Consider the following 25,033-nt stretch of genomic DNA (forward strand, 5'->3'; position numbering starts at 1 on the left):
CGCGCTCACCGGCGCTCCATGCCGCCCGGCACTGACCGGGCGGACCGACTTATCCCCGCATTGCGGGGATAATTTTTTATATCGAATGCCTATGGAAATCCTGGAACTGCTACAGCAAGCCGCCCCCACCCTGGCCAAGGGCGTGGGCTATACCCTGCTTTTTGCACTGGCGTCGATGGTGGGCGGACTGGTGCTGGGTTTCGTGCTGGCCGTGGCGCGCATCGTTCCCTGGCGTCCGATCCACTGGCCGGCTGCGCTCTACGTCAGCATGATGCGCGGCACGCCCTTGCTGGTGCAGATCTTCGTGGTGTATTACGGCCTGCCGGGGATCGGTATCGAGTTCTCGCCGCTGACGGCCGGCGTCCTGACCCTGAGCCTGAACGCCGGGGCTTACCTGTCGGAAAGCCTGCGCGGTGCCATCCTGGGTGTCACCCGTGGCCAGTGGAACGCCTCCTACAGCGTGGGGCTGACCTATTTCCAGACCTTGCGCTACATCATCGTGCCGCAGGCGGTGCGCATCGCCGTGCCTTCGATGAGCAATACCCTGATCAGCCTGATCAAGGATACCTCGCTGGTTTCCGTCATTACCGTCACGGAACTGATGCTGGCCACCAAGGAAGTGATTGCCGTGACCTTCCGCCCGCTACCGCTCTATCTGGCGGCAGCGGCGATCTACTGGGTGCTCAGCCTGTGTTTCGAGGCCTTGCAGCATCGCCTTGAAAAGAAATTGGGCAAGGCGCACCAGATATAGGTCGAGCAAGACCTTGCGCAGACGCAGCCATCACTGCCGTTAGTGAACGTGAAAAAGCCCGAATGTTGTGCATCCGGGCTTTTCGCATTTCTGGATCGGGGCGGGAATCTTTCCGCGCCGACGACATCCATGAAACAGTAATCAGCGCTAGCGTTTGACGCGGTAGATGTCCTGACCGACTTCGTTGATCTGGCGCCGCAGTTCACGCCGTTCATCGGCGCTGAGCTTGCCGTTGCGGCGCTGATCCTGATCGCTGGCGATCTGGTTGCGGTGATCCTGCGGGTTGAAATCACCCGCGTGCTGACGGAAGTCGCCCGGCTGCCCCGGCATCGGCCGGCCACCCTGTGGTGGGGCTGCCGACGCGGCCGCTCCCACACCGAGCGCCAGCATCACTGCCAGACATAGCTTGTTGACGACTGCAATCTTCATAATGTGCGTATTTTCCGAGGACAGAGAATCAAAAGGGAAAGCCCTGACGACATGGCTTTCTTGCCTGATTCCAGTGTAGGCCGCAGGCCGCGATGGTATAAGATGATTAAGGTAAGGTATGTAACAGTTTGTAATGGATCATCCGCCCTGACTTGCTCAAAATCGCCAAGACGCTACCATAGGCAACATGAATACAACTACTGGCAACAATAGTAATACGACAACATCCGCCAATCAATTCAAAGTATTGGTGGTGGATGACGATATCCGCCTGCGCGACCTGCTGCGTCGCTATCTGACCGAACAGGGTTTCAACGTGGTCACGGCCGAAAACGCCCAGGCCATGAACAAGCTCTGGATCCGTGAGCGCTATGACCTGCTGGTGCTGGACCTGATGCTGCCCGGCGAAGATGGCCTGGCGATCTGCCGCCGCCTGCGCGGCGCCGGCGACCAGACCCCGATCATCATGCTCACCGCCAAGGGCGAGGACGTGGACCGCATCATCGGCCTGGAAATGGGTGCGGATGACTACCTGCCCAAACCGTTCAATCCGCGTGAGCTGGTGGCCCGCATCAACGCGGTGCTGCGCCGCAAGGGCCCGGACGAACTGCCCGGCGCGCCTTCGGAGACGCCGGAAACCTTCGAATTTGGCGATTTCATCCTTGACCTGGGTACCCGTACCCTGAAAAAGAACGGCGAAACGATTTCCCTCACCACCGGCGAATTCTCGGTACTGAAGGTCTTTGCCCGTAACGCCCGCCAGCCGCTGTCGCGTGAAAAGCTGATGGAAATGGCACGCGGCCGTGAATATGAAGTCTTCGATCGCAGCCTGGACGTGCAGATTTCGCGCCTGCGCAAGCTGATCGAGCCGGATCCGGCCAATCCCTTGTACATCCAGACCGTCTGGGGCTTGGGCTATGTCTTCATCCCGGAAGGGAAACCGCGCTGATCGCCCGCTTCACCCCTGACCTGCAGGCCGTTTGCCGATGAAAGCCCGACCCCAATCAGGATGGTTCAGCAACGGCCTGTTCTGGCGTACCTTCTTCCTCCTGACCTTCCTGATCACCGCCAGCATGGTGGCCTGGGTGGCCAGTTTCCGTATGGTCGAACGCGGCCCGCGTGCGGAGCAGCTGGCCGCCCAGATCGTCTCGGTCGTGACCATCACCCGCGCTGCGCTGACCCACTCGGCGCCGGAGATGCGACGCGAACTCCTGTTCGACCTGGCCAGCAATGAAGGTATCCGCATCTATCCGCTGGAAAAGACCGACCGCATCGTCCCACCGGAAGACACGCCCATCGTCCCCGAACTGGAGTACTACGTGCGTCAGTCGCTGGATGAGAACACCACCTTCGCCTCCAGCGTGAACGACGTCGAAGGGTTCTGGATCAGCTTCAACATCGATGACGACCAGTACTGGCTGATGCTCGACCGCGGCCGCCTGGACCGCACCTCCAGCCTGCAATGGCTGGGCTGGGGCTCGATTGCACTGTTCCTGTCGCTGATCGGCGCGGTCTTCATCTCGACCCTGATCAACCAGCCGCTGGCGCGCCTGACGGCTGCGGCCCGCGCCATCGCCAAGGGGCGGCAACCGGAGCCGCTGCCCGAGTCCGGACCGACCGAGATCGAGGAAGCCAACCGCAGCTTCAACCAGATGGTGGCCGACCTCAATCGCATCGAATCCGACCGCGCCCTGATCCTGGCCGGCATCTCGCACGACCTGCGCACCCCGCTGGCGCGCATGCAGCTGGAAGTGGAGATGGCCAACCTCTCCGATGAATCGCGCGACGGCATGCATTCGGATCTGGCGCAGATGGATAGCATCATCGGGCAGTTCCTGGACTACGCCAAACCTTTCGACACCAGCAATCTGGAAACCATCGACCTGGCCAGCCTGCTGGAGGACGTTGCCAGCAACTCCGGCCGGCTGTCCGACGTGAAGATCACCACCCAGATCACCCCGGCCACCGAAGTCGCCGGCAATGGCACCGAGCTGGCGCGGGTCTTCAGCAACCTGGTGGAAAATGCCCGCCGCTACGGCAAGACGCCGGGCACCGATTGCGCGGAGATCCATCTGCGCAGTCGCATCGAAGGACATCACGTGGTGGTGGACGTGTTCGATCATGGCCCGGGCGTGCCGGAGAATGAATGCGAGCGCCTGCTGCGCCCGTTTACGCGGCTCGATACCGCGCGCGGACAGGCCAACGGTTCCGGACTGGGCCTGGCGATCGTCAACCGCATCGTGCTCAAGCACAATGGCAAGCTGAACTTGAAGGGTCATGAAGAAACCCGTGGCGGCCTGCTGGTGCAGATCACGCTGCCGCTGAAGGGGCATCGTCGCCATGCGTGAGCGCGCCGGGCTGGCCAGCATGATGCTGCTGGCCGGTAGCGCCCTGCTCCCTGCCCTGGCACCGGCCCAGAGCTATGCCGATCGCAACCTGAGCCTGCCGCAGGGCGGCACGGAAAACCGCCGCCCCATCATCATCGTATCGCCCGTCACGCCGGCAGCACCCTCACCCGTAGCACCGACCACCGCCAGGAATGGCCCCAGCGGCGCCTACGCATCGGACGAAGCGGGTCCCGACATCCGCGCCCGCAATGCCGACTACCTCACGCAGTTCAAGGTGGTGGGTCAGATCCCGCCGGGCGCCACCATCAGCAAGGTCAGCTGGCGCTACACCGTAGCGCGCAAGCCGGCCGGCTTTGAAGCCCGTCTCTGCTGGAAGGATGCCGCCCTGTGCTGGGACGTCAGCCATGCCGACAGCGGCAGCACCGACTTCTTCAACGGGCGCGATGCCAACCTGCCTTTCCAGCTCTACTACGGCGTACGCGGCAGCACGCGCACCGGCGAAGCGCCGGTCAAGGGCGAAGTCAACCAGGTCATCGTGACCTTCGATATTTCGCGTTGAACGCTGCCTTATCGGCCTGGGCAAGCGACTCAGGCCGCCAGATCGTCGATCTCGCGTGCCTTCTGCAGGGCATCGTCGATGCGTTCCACCGCAATCACCTTCAAGCCCTCGATAGGCTGCTTGGGTGCGTTGGCCTTGGGAATGACGGCGATCGAAAAGCCCAGCTTGGCGGCCTCGCGCAAGCGTTCCTGACCGCGCGGTGCCGGACGGATTTCGCCGGCCAGCCCTACCTCGCCAAAGACCACCAGGCCCCGTGGCAGGGGTTTGTTGCGCATCGATGAATTGATCGCCAACAGCACTGCCAGATCGGCCGCGGGCTCAGTAATCTTCACGCCACCCACAGCATTGATGAACACATCCTGGTCAAACGCTGCAACGCCCGCATGACGATGCAGCACGGCCAGCAACATGGCCAGCCGGTTCTGCTCCAGGCCCACCGAGAGACGGCGGGCGTTGGGCACATGCGAACTGTCGACCAGGGCCTGGATCTCCACCAATAGTGGACGTGTACCTTCCTGGGTCACCATGACGCAGGAGCCAGGGACCTGGTTCTCGTGCTGGGAGAGGAACAGGGCGGACGGGTTGGATACGCCCTTCAAGCCCTTTTCCGTCATCGCGAACACACCCAGTTCGTTGACCGCGCCGAAGCGATTCTTGAAGGCGCGCACCAGGCGGAAACTGGAATGGGTATCGCCTTCGAAATACAGCACCGTATCCACGATGTGTTCCAGCACGCGGGGGCCGGCCAGTGCACCTTCCTTGGTCACGTGGCCAACCATGATGATGGTGATGCCGGAGGTCTTGGCAACCCGCGTCAACTGCGCCGCGCATTCGCGCACCTGCGCCACCGAGCCCGGCGCCGACGTCAGCGCGTCCGAATACACGGTCTGGATGGAGTCGATCACGGCCACTTCCGGCTTGTGTTCGGCCAGGGTGGCGAGGATCTTTTCGAGCTGGATCTCGGCCTGCAGTTGCAGTTCGCGCGCATCCACCGCCAGCCGCTTGGCGCGCAGGGCAATCTGCGAGCCGGATTCTTCACCGCTGACGTAGAGCACCTTCTTCAGCTTGGAAATATTGGCCAGTGCCTGCAGCAGCAGGGTCGACTTGCCGATGCCGGGATCGCCACCGATCAGGGCCACCCCACCCGGCACCAGGCCGCCGCCCAGCACCCGGTCGAATTCCTCGATACCAGTGCCGAAACGTGGCACGTCGATGGCCTCGATGTCGGCCAGGCTGAGCACCGGGGCGGTCTGTGCCAGGCTTTGCGGCGTCGAGGAATAACGGTTGCCACCGGCCGGCTCCACCAGGGTCTCGACCAGGGTGTTCCACTGTCCGCAGGCCGGGCACTGGCCGGCCCATTTGTTGCTGATCCCGCCGCATTCCGTGCAGGTGTAGTTGGTCTTGGGCTTCGCCATTGTCGCCTTGCTGTTCCTTATTGCGTCCCGGGCATCCGTCTCGGCTTTTTCCGGTCTTTTTCCGGTCTATTCCCGGCTTACTCCACTTCGCGCACGGCCACGCGTGGGGCCAGCGCGCACATCAACTCGTAACCGATGGTGCCCGCAGAAAACGCCACCTCGTCGATGGGCAGGCCTTGCCCCCACAGCTCGACATGGCTGCCCACGCCTGCACCGGGGATAGCGGTCAGGTCGACTTCCAGCATATCCATCGATACCCGGCCCACAGTGGTCGTCTTCACGCCATCGACCAGTATCGGTGTACCCGTGGGTGCGTGGCGCGGATAGCCGTCGGCATAACCGCAGGCCACCACCCCCAGCCTCATCGGCTTGTCGGCCACGAAGCGGCTGCCGTAGCCGACTGCCTCGCCCGGCTGGACATCCTGTACGCCGATGATCCGGCTTTCCAGCGTCATGGCTGCGCGCAGTCCGAAATCGGCCGCCGTGCCGCCACCCGGGCTACCGCCATAGAGCATGACGCCCGGCCGGATCCAGTCATGCGCGAGTTCGCCATGCATCAGGTCGGCCGCCGAATTGCACAGGCTCCTGGCACCAGCCAGGCCCTCCGTGGCGGCCTGGAAGCGCCGCACCTGTTCCTTCAGCGGCAGCGCCGGGTTACCAGCGTCGTCGGCATTGGCGAAGTGGGTCATCATGGTGATGCTGCGCACCCCGGCGATCTTCTGCAGGCGTGCATAGGCAGCGCGAAAGACGTCGGGCTGGAAACCCAGACGGTTCATGCCGCTGTTCATCTTCAGGTGGACATGCCAGTCGGCTCCACCCGCGTAGGCCTCCAGCAAGGTGATCTGTTCTTCGCAGTGGACGGCGAACTGGATGTCGTGACGCGCCAGCACCGGCAGGTCATCGGCATCGAAAAAGCCTTCCAGCAGCAGGATGGGCTTGGTCCAGCCGAGTTCGCGCAGGCGCACTGCGTAGTCGGGTTCCACCAGTGCCAGGCCATCGGCGGCTGCAAATCCGCGCATGACGCGCTCCAGTCCGTGACCATAGCCATTGGCCTTCACGACACCCCAGACCTTGGCTGCGGGAGCATGGGCGCGGGCAACGGCCAGATTGTGTTGAAGAGCGGAAAGGCTGATGGAGGCAACGATCGGTCTTGGCATGATGTCGGGGTAGGCTGATGACGGTGGGCAAATGACAGGCAACGCATGCGGCGAGGTGACAGGCCCGCCAGGGGCCTGCTTCTCGCGCTTGGCCCGGAAGTTTTTGCCTGGCGCGGAACAAGCGGGCATTTTACCGGACGAACATCTTTCTGGTTTGACTTATGACGGAGAGCTCATGGTTTCATGGTATAAAGCTAGCCGGACATCATTTGTTATACATCTTGGACAGGGATGAATCGCGGTTTCTATACCATCATGGCGGCGCAGTTCTTTTCGTCGCTCGCCGATAACGCGCTGCTGATCGCCGCCATCGCCCTACTTGCCGAAATGCATTCGCCAGCGTGGATGACCCCGCTGCTGAAGCTGTTCTTCGTGCTTTCCTACGTGCTGCTAGCAGCTTTCGTGGGCGCCTTTGCCGACGCCTTCCCGAAAGGCAAGGTCATGTTGATCACCAACATGATCAAGATCGTCGGCTGTTCACTCATGTTCTTCACCGTCCATCCGCTGCTGGCCTACGCGGTGGTGGGCTTCGGCGCGGCGGCCTATTCGCCGGCCAAGTACGGCATCCTCACCGAATTGCTACCGCCTGAGAAACTGGTCGCCGCCAACGGCTGGATCGAAGGGTTGACGGTGGGCTCCATCATCATGGGCACGGTCCTGGGTGGAGCGCTGGTCAACCCCAAGATTTCCGCGGTGATCCTCAGCTTCGATTTCCCGATGGTCGACCTCCCCATCGACACCCCCACCGAAGCGGCACTGTGCATCATCTCCGGCATCTACGTCATCGCCGCGCTGTTCAATTTCTACATTCCCGACACCGGCGCCCGCTACGAACACCAGCAACGCAATCCCATCCGTCTTATCGTCGACTTCGCCGGTTGCTTCACCACCCTCTGGAAGGACAAGCTGGGCCAGATTTCGCTGGCCGTGACCACGCTGTTTTGGGGGGCCGGCGCGACCCTGCAGTTCATCGTCCTGAAATGGGCCGAGAAGTCGCTGCACATGCCGCTGGACAAGGCAGCCATCCTGCAAGGGATCGTCGCCGTGGGCGTGGCACTGGGTGCAATGGGCGCCGCCCGCTTCGTGCCGCTGAAGAAATCACTGACCGTCATGCCGCTGGGCATCATCATGGGCATCGTGGTCATGCTGATGACCACCACCACCTCGGTCTGGGTCGCCTATCCGCTGCTGGTGATCGTGGGAGCACTGTCGGGTTACTTCGTGGTGCCGATGAATGCCCTGCTGCAGCACCGGGGCCACGTGCTGATGAGCGCTGGCCATTCGATCGCCGTCCAGAACTTCAACGAAAACCTCTCGGTGCTGACCATGCTGGTGCTGTATGCCTTCATGGTGCGCATGAACCTGGATGTGAATACCGTCATCATCATCTTCGGCACCTTCGTGGCCGGCATCATGTACCTGATCATGCGCCGTCATGCGGCCAACCAGCGCGAGCATGATTCCCTGGCCCTGATCGGCGAGGACAAGCATCCCCACCACTGAGTCTGAAGCTGCACTGCAGCCGATTCAGACCTGAATCAGACCTGAACGATGGCGTGCTGCTGGATTGCGGCGGCACGCTGCTCCCACTGCGGCGGTACGATAAAACCCCGCGCCGTTTCCAGCAGCTCCAGCGCCATGGATTCGCACGGGCGACAACGGGCCACCATGACCGGGCTGTCGTCAGCCTGGAACAGGTTTTCCAGGCGCAACAGCAACTGCGCCAGCGTCAGTCCTTCACCCAGCGGCAGCCTTGCCGGCGCCAGCCAGGACAGGCGCGGCAGCAGCACATAGCGGTCTGCCACATCGTCGCGCTCCCTCAGGAACTGCACGTCCCCCCAGAAACCCCGACAGTGATCCGGTGCGATTCCCATCGCCGCCGGCAGCACCAGTGCTTCATCGTGCCGATAGAACAGCCAGCCCTTCACCAATGCACGGGCCGCCACCACCGGCGCCGGCAACACCGCCTGGGCCGCCGGGTGGATCGACAGCTTCAATTGCTGCTGCATGATCTTGCGCATCTTGCGCCCCAGGGAATCGGCCAGGTTGGGACCGACGAAGGCATCGGCCTGACAGGCATCGCGTGCCTGCAGCAGATAGAACTTGGTCGCGAATTCCCAATGCACGACTCCGCCCTGCTCATCCGCCTCCGGCGAACTCACCAGGAAGTCGAACTCTCCCAGCGTCTCGCGCGTCGGCCCCTGGTTGCGTACCTGCAAATTGGCGGCGACCAGCCGGTCATACTGGCGCAGGTAGAAGCCGAACAGTTTCTCGGCATAGCGGCCCAGGCGCGCAGACGGCTGCCGGGCCATCTCGGCATGCAGCTCGGCGTTGAGGACGGGATCGTATTGCAGGTCGTGCAGCCAGCCCGCCACGGCGGGTGAGACCGGCCCCAGGGTCGCAATGCGGCCCTCCCAGCAGGCTGCATCGGCCGCCAGCAGGTCCGGGGCATAGAGCAACCAGGCCAATGCCCGCACGTGCGGGTCACGCAGCTCGGGCCAGCGCTGGTGAAAGCGGGCCTGATGCGTGGCGAGCTGCGTCCCCAGGGCGGCGCCGGTGTGCATCGTTGCGCCTGCCTAAGCCTGGTAGGTGCTCATGGCCAGGCACAGGTCGGCCCAGGCCTTGCTCTTGTCGTTGAGCGTACGCAGCAGATAGGCCGGGTGATAGGTCACCACCAGCGGCAGGTCCTGATAGCGATGCACGCTGCCGCGCAGGCGCGAGACCGGCGTGGCCGGGTCCAGCCCCAGCAGCGAGAGTGCCGCCGTCTTGCCCAGCGCCACCAGCACGGTGGGCTGGATCAGTTCGATCTGGCGTTGCAGATAAGGCAGGCAGGCCGCCACCTCTTGCGGCGAAGGCGGTCGGTCGCGACCATTGTCATCGGTCGGCCGGCATTTGACGATGTTGGCGATGTAGGCGTTGGCACCCCGCTTGACGCCCATGGCCAGCAACATGTTGTCCAGCAGCTTGCCGGCAGGTCCGACGAAGGGCTCGCCCTGGATATCCTCGTTGCGCCCCGGCCCCTCACCGATGAAGAGCCATTTGGCCTTTTCGTCACCGACGCCGAAGACGGTATTCTTGCGCCCGTTGCACAGCCCGCAGCGGCGGCATTCGGATACCTGCTGCTTCAGCTGTGGCCAGTCCATGGACTTGATCCCGGCGATCACCGGATCGACGGCGGGGGTATCCTCTTCCTCGTCGCCATCCGGGATGGGCATGGGTTCCATCGACGTGGCGAAATCCATGTCATCCAGCCAGGACGGAGGACCACCGTCCTCATCGACCGGCGCACGCACACGCGGCGCGCTCGGTGCCGGAACGGAGGGCGCAGCGGCAGGTGGCGTCGCTGCCGCATCACTGGTCACCGGCGCCCGGGCAACGGGAACGACGGCCGGGGCCGCCGGTGGCGGCACAGGGACTTGGCGCTGGGCGGCAGAGGCGACTTCCGGCGGCGCGACCGCATCTTGCGCTGCGAACGCTTCCACCGCTTCTTCCACGGCCAGTTCGCGCCTCACCCATACCGGGCCGATCCCCAGTGCATCGAGCAGGGCCAGGGAGGAACCGAAGCCGGGATCTTGTTTCATTTCTTCACTCATAAAGGCAGGCTCATGACGATAGCCCCTTCCCGGGTCTGGTTGGCGGCGGGATAGTAATTCTTGCGGCGGCCGATTTCCGTGAATCCATAACGACGGTAGACCTTGGCCGCATGCGTATTTGATTCACGCACTTCCAGCAGCATGGTCCGCATCTGCTGCTGGCGGGCCACCGCAGTGGCCTGATCCAGCAACATGCGCCCCAGTCCCTGGTGCTGATACGCGGCCGCCACGCTGATGTTGAGCAGGTGGGCCTCATCCACGGCCAGCATGACCAGGAAATAGCCAAGCAGCAGGCCACTGGCGTCGCGCAGGGTCTGCGCCTGGTAGCCGCTGTAGAGCGAATCCTGGAAGTTGCCACGGCTCCACGGGTGGGAATACACGGCGTCTTCGATCTGCACGACCGCATCCAGGTCACCCGCACCCATGGGGACGAATTGCAGGTGGCCCAGCTGCGGATGTGAGAGCGCCGACAGCGGCAAGACCCCTGCACTCATGCAGCGCCCTTGGCAGCGTCGCGCAGTTCGCGCTCGGCGGTGGTCAGGGCCACCTTGTTGCGCAGGTAGAGCGGTTGCGCCTCCTGCGCCGGCAATCCGCGTCCCTGGCCGAAATAGACCTGGCCCAACTGGGCCACCTGACGCGCGTGCGGCATGGCTTGTGGATGCGCCGCCACGAACTGGCTGGCACAGAGTTGCGGCGTGAAATAGGCCGCATAGACCGATAAGCCATTGCCACAGGCGGTGGGGCGTCCCTCGGTGCGCACCTGGTCGGCCGCTGCCAGGGTGGGTTCGGCCAGCACCTCCCAGCCACCCTCGGGGCGCGCCCGGTAACGCGCCCAGTAGACTTCACCCATGCGGGCGTCCAGGATGGCCAGCACCTCGGTGGCACTCTCGTCCAGAGCACGACAGGCCTGGGCTGCGGCCTCCAGCGTGACCACCGGCACCACCGGCCGGTCACAGCCGAAGGACAATCCCTGCACCACGCCGCACGCGGTGCGCACGCCGGTGAACGAGCCCGGGCCGACGCCGAAGGCCAGGGCATCGCACTGGGCCAGTGTCAGGCCGGCGTCGGCCAGCAGTTGCTGGATCATGGGGAGGATGGCATCGGAGTGCGTCTGCGTGCCGGCCGACTGGCGCGAGATCAATTCGCCCCGGTGCAACAAGGCGGCCGAGGCCAGCTCGGTGGAAGTTTCAATAGCAAGAATCGTGGACATCCCGCTATTTTACCGTGAGGTGAGCAATTGTTCGGTTCCTTTGCCGCGTTCCGGCAGCTTCCGGCAGCTTCATGCGGCGGCGCAAAACAACGGCACATGAAGCGAGTAAAATAGCCACGCCATGTCCTATCAGAAACTTGACCAGACCAACCGCCGCCATCTCGCCGAGGCGCTGCGCAACGACACGTGGGTCGTTGCCTGCCTGTGCGCCAACTGGTGCGGCAGTTGCCGCGAATACGAGGCCGCCTTCCAGGCGTGGGCCGAACGCTATCCTCAACACCACTTCACCTGGATCGACATCGAAGACCAGGCTGACCTCGTTGGGGACCTCGATATCGACAACTTCCCGACCTTATTGATCGAACGCGGCGCCACCGTGGCCTTCTTTGGCCCCATGGAGCCCGACACCCGGCTGGCCGAGCGCATCCTGCTGGCACAGGTCGACAAGAGCGACGCCGAACTGCAGCGCGAAGCCGCCAGCAGCGCCGAGCGCCGTACCTGGCAGCAGGAGTGCAGCCTGCTGGACAAGCTCGCCGACGTCATCGGCTGAAGCCCATCCCCTACTGTTTCAGGTCAGCCAGGGATCGCTCTCCGGATGGGGGAAGCGCGCGCTGATGAAATCGGCGAAGCTGCGCACCTTGGCCGAGAGCAGGCGGCGGCTCGGATAGACCATGGAAATCACCACCTGCCCCATGTCGAAGCCAGGCAGCACCTGCACCAGCTTGCCGCAGCGCAGATCATCCCCCAGCGAGTAGGACGGCCGCAGGACGATGCCCATCCCGGCCAGGGCCAGGTCGCGCAGCAGCACGCCACTGTTGGACACCGCCTTGCTTACGATGGGCACATCCAGGACCCCCGCCTCGGTATTGACGTGCCAGTGATGACGCAGATATTCATGCGAAAAATTCAGGCAACTATGACGCGACAGGTCTTCCGGTTGCTCCGGGGCACCAGCGCGCTCCAGATATACCGGCGACGCGCACAGGACCACCCGCGCCACGCCGAGCTGGCGCACGATCATGCTGGCGTCGAATTTCTGCAGACTGCTGAAAAATCCGATGTCGATACCCTCCTCCACCAGATCGATGGAGCGGTCGGACAGATTGATATCCAGCGCCACGTCCGGAAATGCCTGGGCGTAGCCTGCCAGCAGCTCGCCCAGTTGCGACTGCCCGAAACCGGCATTGGCGTAGATCGCCAGGGTGCCCGCAGGACGCTTGGTCTCCAGCGACACCAGCGCTTCGGCGTCATCGATCTCACCCAGGATCATGCGCACCCGCTCCAGATAGGCCTGCCCCGCCTCGGTCAGCGACAGCCTGCGCGTGGAACGATTGAGCAGACGCGTACCGAGATGCGCCTCGAGATCGGCAATGAAACGCGTCGCCACGGCGTTGGAAATTTCCAGCAACTCGGCGGCGCGCACAAAACTGCCCTGCTCCACCACCTTGGCAAACACCCGCATTGATTGCAGACGATCCATTTTTCAAGTCCCCGATTGTTCCATAAAGAGAAATAGTAAATTCCGATTAGACCTATTTTTCTTTGGCTTCGCAATATTTACACTTCAGTCATCGGTTAGCGCAACGCAGCATCTGCCCCGACCGCCTGCTCCAGCTGGCCCACGAGTGGGCTTTCCCACAAGGAGAGTGCCTTACTCGCCGGCATCTGGGCAATGTAGTTCCACCCACTTACCAAACAGAGGACCCTATCATGAACATCAAGAATATTGTCGTTGCCGCCTCCCTGCTGGCCGCCGCCGGTGCCGCCATGGCCGAAGCTCCGTATCCGCCGGAAACCCCGTTCCATTCCACCCAGACCCGCGCTGACGTGAAGGCTGAACTGCAACGCGCCCAGGCCAACCATGAGATCGTCTCGCGCAACGAGTACCCGGTGCTGCGCCAAGCGCCCTCCAAGCTGAGCCGCCAGGAAGTCGAAAGCCAGGTGCAACAAGCCAACAACGCAGCGCAAAACCTGTACAGCGGCGCCTGATCGACAGACTCCGCACCCGGTCGATGCATTGACCGATTCCGCACAGGCAGTGTTCCGCACGGTGCATCCCCCGCGTTTGATCATCAATGAACGCGAATGAGTGCCCCGATAGCGTCCGAACCGCCCGTCGTGGAAATCAGGTCCGCCGTCGCCGCAAAGCTTCACCCGCAGTACCGATGCTTCACAGTACCGCAGCACCACCTGCCATGCCGCCAGTCGTTACCGGGCGCATGACAGCTGGTGCGCCAATCAATCATTCCTGCCCCACGTCCCGCCTCTCCTGAATCGCCCCCGCATCCTCCCACCCTTTTCCTGCTTCAGCCGAATTTAACGCATGGAGTACGCATTCCCATGCCGTGAGTCTCCAGATTCATGCATGCGGCGGCCCGCCCATGCTCATTTCTGCTGCGGCGCGACATGCCTCAATTGCCATCCCGGCCTGGTGCAAACGCAAGCCAGACCCAGCTTTCCCTTGAGATTTTGGCGCGCCGCATGTAAAGTCAAGGGTTTGTTCCTTCCGGCCTAGCTAAGGGTTTCTTGTCAAAGTCGGGCCACCTTTTTTTATCCCCCTATGGCTTTATACGTTCACAAATACGGCGGCACTTCGATGGGCTCGATCGAGCGCATCCAGAATGTCGCAAAGCGCGTTGCCAAATGGCACGACGCAGGCCATCAGATCGTCGTCGTGCCTTCGGCGATGTCTGGTGAAACCAACCGTCTGCTGGGCATGGCCAAGGAAATCATGGCCCAGCCCGACGGTCGCGAACTGGATATGCTGGCCTCTACCGGCGAGCAGGTATCGGTCGCCCTGCTGGCCATCGCCCTGCAGGCCCTGGGCAAGCAGGCCGTGTCCTATGCCGGCTGGCAAGTGCCGATCAAGACCGACTCGGCCTTCACCAAGGCGCGCATCCGTTCCATCGATGACGCCAAGGTCCGCAAGGACCTCAATGCCGGCAAGATCGTCATGATCACCGGCTTCCAGGGCGTGGACGCCGACGGCAACATCACCACCCTGGGTCGTGGCGGCTCGGACACCTCCGCAGTTGCGGTGGCTGCGGCCATCAAGGCGGCCGAATGCCTGATCTACACCGACGTCGACGGCGTCTATACCACCGACCCGCGCGTGGTCAGCGACGCCCGCCGCCTCAAGACCGTGACCTTCGAAGAGATGCTGGAAATGGCCTCCCTGGGCTCCAAGGTCCTGCAGATCCGCTCGGTGGAATTCGCCGGCAACTACAAGATGCCGACCCGCGTGCTGTCGTCTCTGACCGACCCGCTCACGCCGCTGGCCGAAGAAGCCGCCTCCGGCACCCTGATTTCGTTTGAGGAAGACAAGAACATGGAACAAGCAACCATCACCGGCATCGCCTTCAGCCGCGACGAAGCCAAGATCACCGTGCTGGGCGTACCGGATCGTCCGGGCATCGCCTACCAGATCCTGGGCCCGGTGGCCGATGCCAACATCGAAGTGGACATGATCATCCAGAACCAGTCGGTGGAAGGCAAGACCGACTTCACCTTCACCGTTCCGCGCGCGGAGTACGCCAAGGCCGTGGAAGTGTTGAACAGCAGCGTGAAGGCGCACATCGGCGCGGCCGCCATCAACGGCGACACCAAGGTCTCCAAGGTCTCGGTGGTCGGCGTGGGCATGCGCAGCCACGTGGGTATCGCCTCGCAGATGTTCCGCACCCTGTCCGAAGAAGGCGTCAACATCCAGATGATTTCCACCTCCGAAATCAAGATCTCGGTGCTGATCGACGAGAAGTACATGGAACTGGCCGTGCGCGCCCTGCACAAGGCTTTCGACCTGGACAGCGCCAAGTAATTTGCATCATCTGCACTACCCGCAATAGCGAAGACCGCACCGGTAAAAAACAGTGATTATTTGCAAGACGACTGTTGACCGGATGCAAATGAGAAGATATTATCTCGGTCTTCGCTGAGGCAACGCAGCAATGCGATAACAGCCTTCAGTGTGGAGACGTGGCCGAGTGGTCGAAGGCACTTCCCTGCTAAGGAAGCATACGGGCTTAAACCTGTATCGAGGGTTCGAATCCCTCCGTCTCCGCCAAGCATTACTAAGCCCCTGTTTTTACAGGGGCTTTTTTATTGCTTCATCGACATTGCGACCCCTCCCCGGGGCACCTGCTGATTTGTCGCAGCATGGACGGCAAACAGGAGATTCTGGCGCTCGGCGTCTGCCTGGCTGGACGCAAACGTCAGGGTACTGTCAGACAGTGTTTTGTGCATCGCGGCATAATATCCGCCATGGAAAAAATCATTGTCTACATCATTCCCGTCTTCCTGCTGTTGATCGTGGCGGAATTCACCTATGGCTACGTTCGCGGCCGCAATACCTACCGTCTGCCCGATGTCCTGGCGAGCATGTCGCAAGGAGTCATCAGCCAGTTGGTGGCGCTGCTCACCCAGTTGTTCCAGGTCGGGCTGTATTCGCTCACCTATCGTGCCGTGGCCATCTTCCCGGCGGCGCGCTTCTGGCAAGGCGCGTTCGGCTGGATCGCGGCTATCTTGCTGTTTGATTTTTTCGATTACTGGCTGCACCGCTTCGGCCATGAGAACGCTTTGGGCTGGGCGGCGCACTCTGTGCATCATCAGAGCCAGGACTTCAATCTCTCCACTGCGCTGCGTCAGGAAAGCACCGTGGCGCTGCTTGGCTGGGTGTTCTACCTGCCCATGGCGATCCTCGGCGTGGAGCCCGAACAATTCGGCATCGCCGGCCTGGTCGTCCTGACCTACCAATTCTGGATCCACACCGAGCACATCGGCAAGCTGGGCTGGTTCGATCGCGTGTTTTCCTCGCCCTCCAATCACCGGGTACATCATGCGGTCAACGAGCAATACCTGGACAAGAACTACGGCGGCATGCTGGTGATCTGGGACCGCATGTTCGGCACCTTTGCCGAGGAAAAGGAGAAGGTGGTCTACGGCACCCGTACACCCCTCAATAGCTGGGATCCGCTGTGGGCTGTCCTGTCCGGCTACTGGCAGCTATTGCACAGCGCAGCAACGATGCCGCGCTGGCAGGACAAGTTGAAGATCTGGTTCAAGGCACCAGGCTGGCGCCCTGCAGGGATGGAACCGTACCCGCCATTCGACCTTGAGGCTGCGCGTCGCCGTTACGACGTCCAGCTGCCACGCGTGCGGCAGTGGCTTTCAGGATTGCAGTTCGTGGGTTTGTTGGCGGCGGCCTCGGTGTTGCTGTGGCAGGCAGACGAACAACCCTACCTGCATCTGCTGGCGATCAGCACCGCCCTGCTGGCCGGATTCTGGGCGCTCGGTGCGTACATGCAGCGCCGCCTGGGCGGCGCGCTGGTACTTGCCATTGACGTGGCGGCGGCGGTGGCCGTCTACGCCTTGATCTGAGCGCTCTGCTTACTGGATGATGCCGCAGGCCAGCCGCACCCCGCCTCCACCCAGCGGCGCAGGATGGTCGGCATGGTTATCGCCGCCCACGTGGATCATCAGGGCATGGCCACGGACCTCGGCCAGTGTCTTGATGCGCGGCGCCAGGACCGGGTACTCGGCCTTGCCGGCGGCATTCACGTAGAGTGCCGGCAAATCGCCCAGGTGCCCCTCACCATACGGGCCCTCATGCTTGCCGGTCTTTTGCGGGTCCCAGTGACCACCTGCAGCCAGGGCCGGTTCCATCTTGCCGTCTTTTTCCAGCGGTGCGCAGGATGCATTCTGATGCACGTGGAAACCGTGCTGCCCGCCCGGCAGGCCGCTGATGGCCGGCGTGAACAGCAGACCGTAGGGAGTCTCGCTGATGGTCACCTCACCCACGGCGGCGGCCACGCCATTGGCATCGACCAGGTTCATCGGCACCTTGATCGCCGCCGGGGAGGCAGCCAGGGCGGTTCCACAGGCCATCATGGCCAATGCTGCGATGTGTCGTTTCATGCTTGTTTCCTTCCGCAAATGAAAAGGATGGAGGATAGGTCGTCCGCAAGCGCAGCGGTGGGAGTGACGGATTCTCGCCGCCAGAACTGGACGAAGTTCGAGATTTTTATCCCGGAAAACATCGAAAATCAAAGCTGAATTGCTCTACAACACGCCGGCAGGACCGCATGACGACCGGTGTCGCCGTCCTGACCGCGGACTCAGGCGTGCGGCGTGTTGCCGGTTTCGCTGCCCTCACCCGTATCGGCAGCATCGAGCGCCACCTTGAGCTTACGCCCTTCCAGCAGCATCGCATGGAAATCCACGGCCGGAATCGGTCGCGAGAAGATATAGCCCTGCAACTCGTTGCAACCGGCTTCGCGCAGGAAGTTGAACTGCTTTTCGGTTTCCACCCCTTCGGCGATGACCTTGTGGCGCAATTGCTTGGCGATACCGATGATGGCGCTGGCGATGGCACAGTCGTTGGTATCGTCCGGGATGCCCATGGTGAAGGAGCGGTCGATCTTGAGGGTATTGATGGGGAAACGCTTCAGGTAGGACAGGCTGGAATAGCCAGTCCCGAAATCGTCCAGGGAGATCGTGATACCCAGGCTGCAGATCTTTTCCATGATGGAAATGACGCGATCGGTGCTATGCATCAGCATGCTCTCGGTGATTTCCAGCTCCAGCCAGTCGCCGCTGAGCATGTGGCGGCTCAGTGCAGCGCGCACGCGGTCGGGCAGCGAACGGGTGAATTCGCGCGCCGTCACGTTCAGGGCGATGCGGATCGGCGCCATACCGGCTTCCTTCCAGGCCCGCGCCTGCCGGCACACGGCATCCAGCACCCAGTCGCTGAGCTGGACGATCAGGCCGGTCTCCTCGGCAATGGGGATGAACTCGCCCGGCAGCAGCAGGCCGCGCTCCGGATGCTGCCAGCGCACCAGTGCTTCGGCCCCGGTGATGGCCAGGGTGTTCATGTCCACCTTGGGCTGGTAGTACAACAGCAGTTCGTTGTATTCGAAGGCATGCAGCAGACCGGTCTCGATGCGCAACAGGTCCAGCGTGTTGCGGTTCATCTCTTCGCTGTAGTAGACGTAGCCGCCTTCGTTGTTGTCCCCGCCCTGCTTGGCGCGGTACATGGCGATGTCGGCCAGGCGCAGCAGGGTCTCGGTGTCGCTGGCATCCTCCGGGTACATGCTCACGCCGATGCTGGCGCCCACGCGCAATTCATGGCCATCGATGAAGAAGGGATCGTCGAACACCGCCAGCAGCTTCTGGGCGACGAAACCGGGGTGGTAATCCTTGTCGATATCGAACAGGGCCACCGCGAATTCGTCGGCACCCAGGCGTGCCACCACGTCCTGCTCGCGCAAGGCGCGGCGCAGGCGGATGGCCACTTCCACCAGCAGCATGTCGCCGGCGACGTGACCCAGGGTGTCGTTGATCGGCTTGAAGCGGTTCAGGTCGATGAACATGACGCAACCGTGCATGTTTTCATGCTGGGCTTCCATCAGCGCCTGATCCACGGTGCGGGTAAGCAGCGTGCGATTGGGCAAGCCGGTCAGGGCGTCGTAGTAGGCCAGGTGATGAATCAGCTTTTCGGCGTTCTTGCGTTCGGTGATGTCGCTCAGGTAGCCGATCAGGCCGATCGGATGCCCGCTCTGGTCGCGCATGACCGACAGCGAAAGGCTGGCCCAGAATACCTCCCCGGACTTCTTGCGGCGCCGCACCTCCATCTCGCGACCACCCTGCTCCAGGAATACGTCGTGCAGCGAATCCTCTTCTTCCTCGTCCTCGTAGAGGAAGAGCACGTTGCGGCCGATGGCTTCCAGGGCGGTATAGCCGAACAATTGCTCAGCGCCACGGTTCCAGCTGGTGATGAAGCCGGCCGGGTCCATCGTGATCACCGATTCGTGCATCTGGTGCAGGATCTGCGCCTGCTGTTCCAGCTTGGCTTCGATCTGATCCAGGGAGCGGGCCCGCTTCTCCGTTTCGGCGCGGCGTTGCATCAGGCGGCCAAGGAAGGCGCCCAGCATCGCCAGCCGGTTGCGCTCGAGCTCGGTATAGGGCCGCGTCAGGGAAGGAAAAACGAAATAGCCGAACTGCGCCTCTTCATGCGCCACCGGCTGGCATAGGCCGTTACCGGCCTCTGCCGGCATGCCGATCACGTAGCGTCCGCCGGGGCGCTTGAGGAAACCCGATGCGATTCCTCCCAGCGCGGCATGCAATGCCATGCCGTGCAGGTTTTGCATGGCGTCCAGCAATGCCGAACAGCATGCCAGATCGTCACTACCCACGGAGGAGATCATCGTAATCACGCCTCGGTACTGACGCGTGTGGCCCAGCTGAAGGCCTGGATCAGACAGCGGCAATACACCTCAGCGTCCAGACCGGCGGCGTCCAGGTCCACATGACGCAAGGGGATGCGGCCATCTTCGGAGCGTTCCACCACGTCCAGCAGCTTGCCCAGCCGGCCGCTGCGATAGACCAGCGCATTGCAGATGTCCACCGGCAGCTTCAAGGGCTCGATGATGTCGTTGAGCGGCATGCCCAGGAGGATATCCAGCAGCGAGAACATGCCGGTGATGAAAGCCCGGTCCAGTTCCTCGGGCGTGCACTCCACCCGCTGCGCCATCGCCTCCATCATGGCTGCACGGGCTGCCGCCCGTGGCAGCAGCGGATTGGCCGATTCGTCGCCGGGGAAGCGCGCATATAGCAACAGCTGCAACCAGCGCTGCAACTGACGACGCCCCAGCAGGTTGATGGCCTGGGTGAAATTGGTGATGTGGGCGGAGAAGCCGAACGCGGCCGAACTCACCAGCTTGAAGAGTTGGTAGGACAGCGCCGGGTCCTGCTTGAGCAGGGATTCCAGTTCATTGGCATCGGCGTCGCGCGCCACCAGTTCCAGCAACTTCAGCAGGCGCGCGCGGGAAATCGAATTCTTTTGCGACAGGCGGCTGTCGGGATGCAGGGCATATTCGCCCGAGAACCAGCGGAAACCCTCCACCCGGCAGCTATCGAACTGCAGGGCATCGGCCACGTTCTCGGCCAGGTGGGGTCCGCGCAGGCGGTGCAGCCACTGGGTGGTTTCGGGCAGGTTGCCGATGCTGGCATCCAGCGCCACCGATTCCACGAACGGAAACACGCTGGCCCCCTGCGCCGGCAAACCGTCAGCGATGATGGCAAAGCCGCGGCTGTAGAGCCAGTCCAGCGCATCGATCTTGCCGGGGTCCACGCAATGCTCGACCGGCACGCGCAGTGCCAGTTGGCCCTGGGGAATCTCGTGCTTGAACTCCGGCGCAAAGATCGCCGGGTCGCGCACCGGGATGATGCAGGTCAGGCCACCCAGGGCGTCATGCAGGTCGAACTCGTTGAACAATCTCGACAGCAAGGCGCTGCCGTCTTCGACCGCCGGCGAGATATGCAGCGACAGCGCCGTCCAGACGTGATGAACGTCGGCAACGGGCTGCAAAAACACGAGTGGAAACGAAACGCTTTTATCCTGAACAGCCATATTTTTATCGTGGCGCGCTCCGTAGCCTGCCGAAACGCTCTTGGGTGTCGAAAAACTCTAAATAAGTTTCCCAGCAGAATACTTAATTAAAATTAAATTTTTTCTAAATATACCCGATAAAAGCAAGCTTGCAACCAGCTTTATCCTGACAGGAAGATTTCCTGCAGGTCATTCAGGAAACGGCGCCCCAGATCGGTGGGCCGGATCACCGCGTGATCGCGATACAACATGCCCTTTCGCTCGGCCAGGTCGAGCTGCTTGCCGACCTGGTTCAGGCTCATCCCGGTGCGCTCGGCGAACAGGTTGGGCGAAAAACCCTCGGTCAGGCGCAGGGCATTGAGCATGAACTCGAAACCCAGCGCGTCGCGGCCGATTTCGGCCTCCTCCTGGATCGGCCGGCCGGCGCGGGTCTGCTCCAGATAGGCCTGCGGATGCTTGTAGCGCATCTGGCGCACGATGCGATGCGGGAAGGACAGCTTGGAATGTGCGCCGGCACCGATGCCCAGGTAGTCCCCGAATTGCCAATAGTTAAGATTGTGCCGGGCGCGCCGACCCGGTTGGGCATAGGCAGAGACCTCGTAATTGGCGTAGCCGTCAGCACTGGTCAGCGTTGCGATCATGTCCTGCATGTCCGCACTGGCATCCTCATCGGGTACTGCCGGCGGGAAACGCGCAAAGAGCGTGTTGGGCTCCAGCGTCAGGTGGTAGAGCGACAGATGCGGCGGGGCAAACGCGAGTGCCGTACTGATGTCGGCCTGCGCCTCGGCCAGTGTCTGGCGCGGCAAGGCATACATCAGGTCGAGATTGAAATTGTCGAAATTGGCATGGGCGATCTCCACCGCCTTGCGCGCCTGGTCACCGTCATGGATACGCCCCAGTGCTTCCAGATGCTGCGCATTGAAGCTCTGGATGCCGACGGAGAGCCGGTTGATGCCACTTTCCCGGTAGGAGCGGAATTTGTCGGCTTCGAAGGTGCCGGGATTGGCCTCCATCGTGATCTCGATGTCGGCGTCGAAAGGCAGCAAGGTGCGCAGGTCCGACAACAGGCGGTCCAGACCGGCCGCCGACAGCAGGCTGGGCGTGCCGCCCCCGATGAAGATGGTATTGATCTTGCGGCCCCAGATCAGCGGCAGGGCCTGCTCCAGGTCCAGGCGCAGCGCGTCCAGATAATCCTGCTCGGGGAAGCTGCCCTTGACCTCGTGCGAATTGAAGTCGCAATACGGGCACTTGCGCACGCACCACGGAAAATGCACATACAGGGATAGCGGCGGCAAGGCCGTCAGTTGCAGGCTGCCGGGCTTGAGGAAAGCCAGCGCCGCCTGCGCCGGGCCGGCGCTGGCCTGGCCGGCGGGAATGTCAGCCGGAACCGGTTTGATGGGGATCATTTCAACTTCTCGATCAATGCGCGCAGGGCCTGGCCGCGATGGGAGACGGCGTTCTTCTCGGCGTGGCTCAGCTCGGCTGCAGTCTTGCCCAGTTCAGGCAAGAGGAAATACGGATCGTAGCCAAAACCGCCCTCCCCGCGCGCCTGGGCGATGATTTCGCCCTTCCAGACGCCGTCGGCGATGACCGGTTGCGGATCGTCGGCATGGCGCACATAGACCAGCACGCAGTAGTAATAGGCCGACTTGTCGGCATGGGCCGCCAGGTCGGCGATGAGCTTGGCGTTGTTGTTGGCGTCGGACTTGGGTTCGCCGGCATAGCGCGCCGAATAGACGCCGGGCGCCCCGCCCAGGGCATTGACGCAGACGCCGGAGTCGTCGGCCAGTGCCGGCAGCCCGGTCAGGCGCGCCGCATGGCGGGCCTTGGTCAGGGCGTTTTCGACGAAGGTACCGAAAGGCTCTTCCGCTTCGGGGACGTTGAACTCGCCCTGTGGACGCACGTCCAGGCCAATGTCGCCCAGCAGGCTGGCGAATTCCTTCAGTTTGCCGGCGTTGTTCGACGCCATGACGATCTTTTGCTTGGTGTGCATGCTTGGTCCGAATGGGTGGCAGGAGTCGCAATAATGAAAAACGCCATGTCCTGGCTGCAACATGGCGTTTTCCCCTGTGTCTTGTGTAGGCCGCATTGTAATGCGATTTGCCCCGGGCCGCCCGATGGTGCAGCGCTGGCCGGTGGGCTGATCGACTTACAGGCCCAGGGCCTGCTTCTGCAGACCGTTGAGGGTGGCAATACCTTGCTGGGCCAGGTCCAGCAGGCTGTTCAGGGTGGCCCGGTCGAAGGCCGCACCTTCAGCCGTACCCTGCACCTCGACGAAGTGGCCGGCATCGGTCATGACCACGTTCATGTCGGTATCGCAGTCCGAATCCTCCAGGTAATCCAGGTCCAGCACCGGCACGCCGCGATAGACACCGACCGAGATCGCCGCCACGAACTGCTTGACCGGAATGGTCTCGATCAGGCCACGCCCCTGCAGCACCGAGAACGCATCGTAGGCCGCCACCATGGCGCCGGTGATGGCCGCGGTACGGGTACCGCCATCGGCTTGCAGGACGTCGCAGTCCAGTTGCAGGGTGCGCTCGCCGAAGGCCTCCAGATCGAAGGCGGCGCGCAGGGCGCGCCCGATCAGCCGCTGGATTTCCTGGGTGCGGCCGGACTGCTTGCCCTTGGCGGCTTCGCGGTCCATGCGGGTGTGGGTGGAACGGGGCAGCATGCCGTATTCAGCGGTGAGCCAGCCTTGACCCTTGCCCTTGAGGAAGCCCGGCACCCTTTCTTCGATCGAGGCGGTGCACAGTACGCGGGTGTCACCGAACTCGATCAGCACCGATCCTTCGGCATGCTTGGTGTACTGGCGGGTCAGGCGAACCTCGCGCAACTGCGAAACGCTACGGCCGCTGGGGCGATGGGAAGCTGTCATGATGATCCTTGTCTAGGTTTGTTGGGTCTTGGCTAAGCAGGTAGCGGTGCGGGTGGATGGAAATCGACGGCGGCAACCGGGTGCCGGGCCGGTCGATGACCGCCAAAACCGCTCATTTTGATGTTTTTGATAGCGCGGCGCCGCCAATCTTCATTAAAATGCGGGCTCCGACCGGGCGACATCCCGGGCAGACCGCACAGGCGCTGCCGGAACGTTCAAGTCCGGCATTGTAATGGATCAGCAAGACTGCCGTCGCGGCAGCAGCCGAGTTTGCCCCGCAACTGCCCGCACCGCCCGCAACCCGACCTGTCAGCGCGCCCTACCCGGCGCCGCGCCCGCTTATGGAGCCCCGACCTTGACCATCTACAGCATGACCGGCTACGCCGTCACCACCCGTGAAACCACCGCCGGCACGGTCACCCTGGAAATGAAGAGCGTGAATTCGCGCTTCCTGGACCTGCAATTCCGCATCAACGACGACCTGCGCGCAGTCGAACCCATGCTGCGCGAGGCCATCATGGGCCGCCTGGTGCGCGGCAAGGTGGAATGCCGCCTGTCCTTCGGCCGCAAGGTGGCCAGCGGCAACAGCCAGGCGCTCAACACCAATGTGGTGGCGCAACTGGCCAACCTGCAAGACCAGCTGCGTGCGCAATTCCCGGATGCAGCGCCGCTGTCGGTCAACGAACTGCTGCGCTGGCCGGGTGTCATGGAAGAAGCCGAGATCAGCCAGGAAACCCTGCAGGCCGACATCCTGTCGACCCTGCAACAGACCCTGGACGCCTTCGTCGACAGCCGTGCCCGTGAAGGCGCGGCGCTGCAGGCGGTGATCCTGGCGCGGGTCGACGCAATGGAAGCCATCGTGGCCCGCATCACCCCGCTGGTGCCGCAACTGGTCGAGCAATTCCAGCAAAAGGCCACCGAACGCATGACCGAAGCCCTGGGCCTGGCCCTGCAGACGCAGAACGGCGCCGCGCCGGTGGCCACCCGTGAGGAATCGCTGGAACGCATCCGCCAGGAAGTGACGCTCTACGGCATCCGCATCGACATCGCCGAAGAACTGGCGCGCCTGTCGGCCCACTTGGGCGAAACCCGCCACATCCTGAAGAAGGGTGGGCAGGTCGGCAAGCGTCTGGATTTCATGATGCAGGAACTCAACCGCGAGGCCAACACCGTGGGCTCCAAGGCTGCCGTCAAGGAACTGGCCGACGCTTCCATGGAGCTCAAGCTGCTGATCGACCAGATGCGCGAGCAGGTGCAGAATCTGGAGTAAGCCCAGGCGCCAGCATTGCCCGACCTGTCGGGCAGAGATTC

At 62.7% G+C, this 25,033-nt stretch carries 25 protein-coding genes and 1 tRNA gene; 12 read left to right on the forward strand and 14 right to left on the reverse strand.

Translation table 11 applies throughout. The features are described 5' to 3' along the window. Positions 1–91 precede the first annotated feature (91 nt). Positions 92–751: an amino acid ABC transporter permease gene (locus HBH1_RS11755; RefSeq protein WP_199181570.1), complete on the forward strand. Its 660-nt coding sequence runs from the start codon at positions 92–94 to the stop codon at positions 749–751. Between the two features lie 147 nt (positions 752–898). On the opposite strand, the gene HBH1_RS11760 is transcribed toward HBH1_RS11755, so the two are convergent. Further along, the gene (locus HBH1_RS11760; protein ID WP_006462564.1) at positions 899–1,180 is read right to left on the reverse strand and encodes a hypothetical protein; all 282 of its coding nucleotides are present in this window, start codon (positions 1,178–1,180) and stop codon (positions 899–901) included. Between the two features lie 187 nt (positions 1,181–1,367). Here HBH1_RS11760 and ompR point away from each other — a divergent pair, with 187 nt between their 5' ends. The 3 genes from ompR to HBH1_RS11775 are packed head-to-tail and all read left to right on the forward strand — an operon-like array spanning position 1,368 to position 4,087. After that, the gene (gene ompR / locus HBH1_RS11765; protein WP_039874787.1) at positions 1,368–2,129 is read left to right on the forward strand and encodes an osmolarity response regulator transcription factor OmpR; all 762 of its coding nucleotides are present in this window, start codon (positions 1,368–1,370) and stop codon (positions 2,127–2,129) included. A 37-nt stretch (positions 2,130–2,166) separates the two neighbouring features. After that, positions 2,167–3,528, forward strand: a complete 1,362-nt coding sequence (locus tag HBH1_RS11770; RefSeq protein ID WP_199181571.1) for a sensor histidine kinase — start codon at positions 2,167–2,169, stop codon at positions 3,526–3,528. Then, positions 3,521–4,087, forward strand: a complete 567-nt coding sequence (locus tag HBH1_RS11775) for a flagellar protein FlhE (RefSeq protein WP_199181572.1) — start codon at positions 3,521–3,523, stop codon at positions 4,085–4,087. Before HBH1_RS11770 ends, HBH1_RS11775 begins: the two co-directional genes overlap by 8 nt. Positions 4,088–4,116: 29 nt before the next feature. Here HBH1_RS11775 and radA read toward each other — a convergent pair whose 3' ends face one another. Then, positions 4,117–5,502 carry a DNA repair protein RadA gene (radA, locus tag HBH1_RS11780; protein ID WP_102662909.1) on the reverse strand — a complete coding sequence of 462 codons (1,386 nt, stop codon included), beginning with the start codon at positions 5,500–5,502 and terminating at the stop codon, positions 4,117–4,119. Between the two features lie 77 nt (positions 5,503–5,579). Continuing rightward, positions 5,580–6,659: an alanine racemase gene (gene alr, locus HBH1_RS11785; protein ID WP_102662910.1), complete on the reverse strand. Its 1,080-nt coding sequence runs from the start codon at positions 6,657–6,659 to the stop codon at positions 5,580–5,582. Positions 6,660–6,890: 231 nt separating this feature from the next. On the opposite strand from alr, the gene lplT reads away from it, so the two are divergent. Further along, complete coding sequence (gene lplT / locus HBH1_RS11790) at positions 6,891–8,162, forward strand: lysophospholipid transporter LplT (protein ID WP_102662911.1); 1,272 nt, start codon at positions 6,891–6,893, stop codon at positions 8,160–8,162. Positions 8,163–8,197: 35 nt separating this feature from the next. Here the strand turns inward: lplT and HBH1_RS11795 are convergent, their stop codons facing one another. Genes HBH1_RS11795 through tsaB form a run of 4 tightly spaced genes read right to left on the reverse strand, consistent with a single transcriptional unit; the run spans position 8,198 to position 11,462 of the window. Continuing rightward, positions 8,198–9,223 (reverse strand): DUF1853 family protein, encoded by a 1,026-nt coding sequence (locus HBH1_RS11795; protein WP_102662912.1) that lies wholly within the window; start codon positions 9,221–9,223, stop codon positions 8,198–8,200. A gap of 12 nt (positions 9,224–9,235) precedes the next feature. Beyond that, a complete protein-coding gene (locus HBH1_RS11800; RefSeq protein ID WP_102662913.1) occupies positions 9,236–10,252 on the reverse strand; it encodes a uracil-DNA glycosylase in 1,017 nt (338 codons plus the stop codon). Continuing rightward, the gene (rimI, locus tag HBH1_RS11805; protein ID WP_102662914.1) at positions 10,249–10,746 is read right to left on the reverse strand and encodes a ribosomal protein S18-alanine N-acetyltransferase; all 498 of its coding nucleotides are present in this window, start codon (positions 10,744–10,746) and stop codon (positions 10,249–10,251) included. Before rimI ends, HBH1_RS11800 begins: the two co-directional genes overlap by 4 nt. Then, complete coding sequence (gene tsaB, locus HBH1_RS11810; RefSeq protein ID WP_102662915.1) at positions 10,743–11,462, reverse strand: tRNA (adenosine(37)-N6)-threonylcarbamoyltransferase complex dimerization subunit type 1 TsaB; 720 nt, start codon at positions 11,460–11,462, stop codon at positions 10,743–10,745. Before tsaB ends, rimI begins: the two co-directional genes overlap by 4 nt. Before the next feature lie 121 nt (positions 11,463–11,583). Between tsaB and HBH1_RS11815 the strand changes: the two genes are divergently transcribed. Beyond that, positions 11,584–12,012, forward strand: coding sequence for a thioredoxin family protein (locus HBH1_RS11815; RefSeq protein WP_006462575.1), 429 nt, complete (start codon positions 11,584–11,586; stop codon positions 12,010–12,012). Between the two features lie 18 nt (positions 12,013–12,030). Here HBH1_RS11815 and HBH1_RS11820 read toward each other — a convergent pair whose 3' ends face one another. Continuing rightward, positions 12,031–12,942 carry a LysR family transcriptional regulator gene (locus tag HBH1_RS11820; protein ID WP_102662916.1) on the reverse strand — a complete coding sequence of 304 codons (912 nt, stop codon included), beginning with the start codon at positions 12,940–12,942 and terminating at the stop codon, positions 12,031–12,033. 230 nt (positions 12,943–13,172) lie between these two features. On the opposite strand from HBH1_RS11820, the gene HBH1_RS11825 reads away from it, so the two are divergent. The 4 genes from HBH1_RS11825 (at position 13,173) to HBH1_RS11840 (ending at position 16,835) form a co-directional block, all read left to right on the forward strand. Continuing rightward, positions 13,173–13,451: a DUF4148 domain-containing protein gene (locus tag HBH1_RS11825; protein ID WP_077237099.1), complete on the forward strand. Its 279-nt coding sequence runs from the start codon at positions 13,173–13,175 to the stop codon at positions 13,449–13,451. A gap of 571 nt (positions 13,452–14,022) precedes the next feature. Further along, positions 14,023–15,276, forward strand: a complete 1,254-nt coding sequence (locus tag HBH1_RS11830) for an aspartate kinase (protein WP_006462578.1) — start codon at positions 14,023–14,025, stop codon at positions 15,274–15,276. A gap of 152 nt (positions 15,277–15,428) precedes the next feature. Continuing rightward, positions 15,429–15,522 (forward strand) — tRNA-Ser (locus HBH1_RS11835). 197 nt (positions 15,523–15,719) lie between these two features. Beyond that, positions 15,720–16,835: a sterol desaturase family protein gene (locus tag HBH1_RS11840; RefSeq protein ID WP_102662917.1), complete on the forward strand. Its 1,116-nt coding sequence runs from the start codon at positions 15,720–15,722 to the stop codon at positions 16,833–16,835. A 9-nt stretch (positions 16,836–16,844) separates the two neighbouring features. Here the strand turns inward: HBH1_RS11840 and sodC are convergent, their stop codons facing one another. The 6 genes from sodC to rph form a co-directional block, all read right to left on the reverse strand. Then, on the reverse strand, positions 16,845–17,372 hold the full coding sequence (gene sodC, locus HBH1_RS11845) for a superoxide dismutase family protein (protein ID WP_102662918.1): 528 nt from the start codon (positions 17,370–17,372) through the stop codon (positions 16,845–16,847). A gap of 200 nt (positions 17,373–17,572) precedes the next feature. Continuing rightward, positions 17,573–19,660 (reverse strand): putative bifunctional diguanylate cyclase/phosphodiesterase, encoded by a 2,088-nt coding sequence (locus HBH1_RS11850; RefSeq protein ID WP_006462583.1) that lies wholly within the window; start codon positions 19,658–19,660, stop codon positions 17,573–17,575. A gap of 5 nt (positions 19,661–19,665) precedes the next feature. Next, positions 19,666–20,865 carry an EAL and HDOD domain-containing protein gene (locus tag HBH1_RS11855; RefSeq protein WP_102662919.1) on the reverse strand — a complete coding sequence of 400 codons (1,200 nt, stop codon included), beginning with the start codon at positions 20,863–20,865 and terminating at the stop codon, positions 19,666–19,668. Positions 20,866–21,005: 140 nt separating this feature from the next. Beyond that, positions 21,006–22,250 carry a radical SAM family heme chaperone HemW gene (hemW, locus tag HBH1_RS11860; protein ID WP_102662920.1) on the reverse strand — a complete coding sequence of 415 codons (1,245 nt, stop codon included), beginning with the start codon at positions 22,248–22,250 and terminating at the stop codon, positions 21,006–21,008. Then, complete coding sequence (gene rdgB, locus HBH1_RS11865; protein WP_102662921.1) at positions 22,247–22,837, reverse strand: RdgB/HAM1 family non-canonical purine NTP pyrophosphatase; 591 nt, start codon at positions 22,835–22,837, stop codon at positions 22,247–22,249. The genes hemW and rdgB overlap by 4 nt, the downstream gene beginning before the upstream one ends. 156 nt (positions 22,838–22,993) lie before the next feature. Next, positions 22,994–23,722, reverse strand: a complete 729-nt coding sequence (gene rph, locus HBH1_RS11870) for a ribonuclease PH (RefSeq protein WP_006462587.1) — start codon at positions 23,720–23,722, stop codon at positions 22,994–22,996. A 56-nt stretch (positions 23,723–23,778) separates the two neighbouring features. Between rph and HBH1_RS25090 the strand changes: the two genes are divergently transcribed. Together HBH1_RS25090 and HBH1_RS11875 are read left to right on the forward strand one after the other, a co-directional pair. Next, positions 23,779–23,955 (forward strand): hypothetical protein, encoded by a 177-nt coding sequence (locus HBH1_RS25090; protein WP_158243294.1) that lies wholly within the window; start codon positions 23,779–23,781, stop codon positions 23,953–23,955. Between the two features lie 122 nt (positions 23,956–24,077). After that, positions 24,078–24,992 (forward strand): YicC/YloC family endoribonuclease, encoded by a 915-nt coding sequence (locus tag HBH1_RS11875; protein WP_102662922.1) that lies wholly within the window; start codon positions 24,078–24,080, stop codon positions 24,990–24,992. Positions 24,993–25,033 lie beyond the last annotated feature (41 nt).

Source organism: Herbaspirillum sp. BH-1 (assembly GCF_002870055.1).
In the GTDB taxonomy this organism is placed as follows: domain Bacteria; phylum Pseudomonadota; class Gammaproteobacteria; order Burkholderiales; family Burkholderiaceae_D; genus Herbaspirillum; species Herbaspirillum frisingense.

Coding starts and splice junctions, on each gene's coding strand:
- HBH1_RS11755 (WP_199181570.1), top strand. CDS start 92: ATGGAAATCCTGGAACTGCTACAGCAAGCCGCCCCCACCCTGGCCAAG.
- HBH1_RS11760 (WP_006462564.1), bottom strand. CDS start 1,180: ATGAAGATTGCAGTCGTCAACAAGCTATGTCTGGCAGTGATGCTGGCG.
- ompR (WP_039874787.1), top strand. CDS start 1,368: ATGAATACAACTACTGGCAACAATAGTAATACGACAACATCCGCCAAT.
- HBH1_RS11770 (WP_199181571.1), top strand. CDS start 2,167: ATGAAAGCCCGACCCCAATCAGGATGGTTCAGCAACGGCCTGTTCTGG.
- HBH1_RS11775 (WP_199181572.1), top strand. CDS start 3,521: ATGCGTGAGCGCGCCGGGCTGGCCAGCATGATGCTGCTGGCCGGTAGC.
- radA (WP_102662909.1), bottom strand. CDS start 5,502: ATGGCGAAGCCCAAGACCAACTACACCTGCACGGAATGCGGCGGGATC.
- alr (WP_102662910.1), bottom strand. CDS start 6,659: ATGCCAAGACCGATCGTTGCCTCCATCAGCCTTTCCGCTCTTCAACAC.
- lplT (WP_102662911.1), top strand. CDS start 6,891: ATGAATCGCGGTTTCTATACCATCATGGCGGCGCAGTTCTTTTCGTCG.
- HBH1_RS11795 (WP_102662912.1), bottom strand. CDS start 9,223: ATGCACACCGGCGCCGCCCTGGGGACGCAGCTCGCCACGCATCAGGCC.
- HBH1_RS11800 (WP_102662913.1), bottom strand. CDS start 10,252: ATGAGTGAAGAAATGAAACAAGATCCCGGCTTCGGTTCCTCCCTGGCC.
- rimI (WP_102662914.1), bottom strand. CDS start 10,746: ATGAGTGCAGGGGTCTTGCCGCTGTCGGCGCTCTCACATCCGCAGCTG.
- tsaB (WP_102662915.1), bottom strand. CDS start 11,462: ATGTCCACGATTCTTGCTATTGAAACTTCCACCGAGCTGGCCTCGGCC.
- HBH1_RS11815 (WP_006462575.1), top strand. CDS start 11,584: ATGTCCTATCAGAAACTTGACCAGACCAACCGCCGCCATCTCGCCGAG.
- HBH1_RS11820 (WP_102662916.1), bottom strand. CDS start 12,942: ATGGATCGTCTGCAATCAATGCGGGTGTTTGCCAAGGTGGTGGAGCAG.
- HBH1_RS11825 (WP_077237099.1), top strand. CDS start 13,173: ATGAACATCAAGAATATTGTCGTTGCCGCCTCCCTGCTGGCCGCCGCC.
- HBH1_RS11830 (WP_006462578.1), top strand. CDS start 14,023: ATGGCTTTATACGTTCACAAATACGGCGGCACTTCGATGGGCTCGATC.
- HBH1_RS11840 (WP_102662917.1), top strand. CDS start 15,720: ATGGAAAAAATCATTGTCTACATCATTCCCGTCTTCCTGCTGTTGATC.
- sodC (WP_102662918.1), bottom strand. CDS start 17,372: ATGAAACGACACATCGCAGCATTGGCCATGATGGCCTGTGGAACCGCC.
- HBH1_RS11850 (WP_006462583.1), bottom strand. CDS start 19,660: ATGATCTCCTCCGTGGGTAGTGACGATCTGGCATGCTGTTCGGCATTG.
- HBH1_RS11855 (WP_102662919.1), bottom strand. CDS start 20,865: ATGGCTGTTCAGGATAAAAGCGTTTCGTTTCCACTCGTGTTTTTGCAG.
- hemW (WP_102662920.1), bottom strand. CDS start 22,250: ATGATCCCCATCAAACCGGTTCCGGCTGACATTCCCGCCGGCCAGGCC.
- rdgB (WP_102662921.1), bottom strand. CDS start 22,837: ATGCACACCAAGCAAAAGATCGTCATGGCGTCGAACAACGCCGGCAAA.
- rph (WP_006462587.1), bottom strand. CDS start 23,722: ATGACAGCTTCCCATCGCCCCAGCGGCCGTAGCGTTTCGCAGTTGCGC.
- HBH1_RS25090 (WP_158243294.1), top strand. CDS start 23,779: ATGGAAATCGACGGCGGCAACCGGGTGCCGGGCCGGTCGATGACCGCC.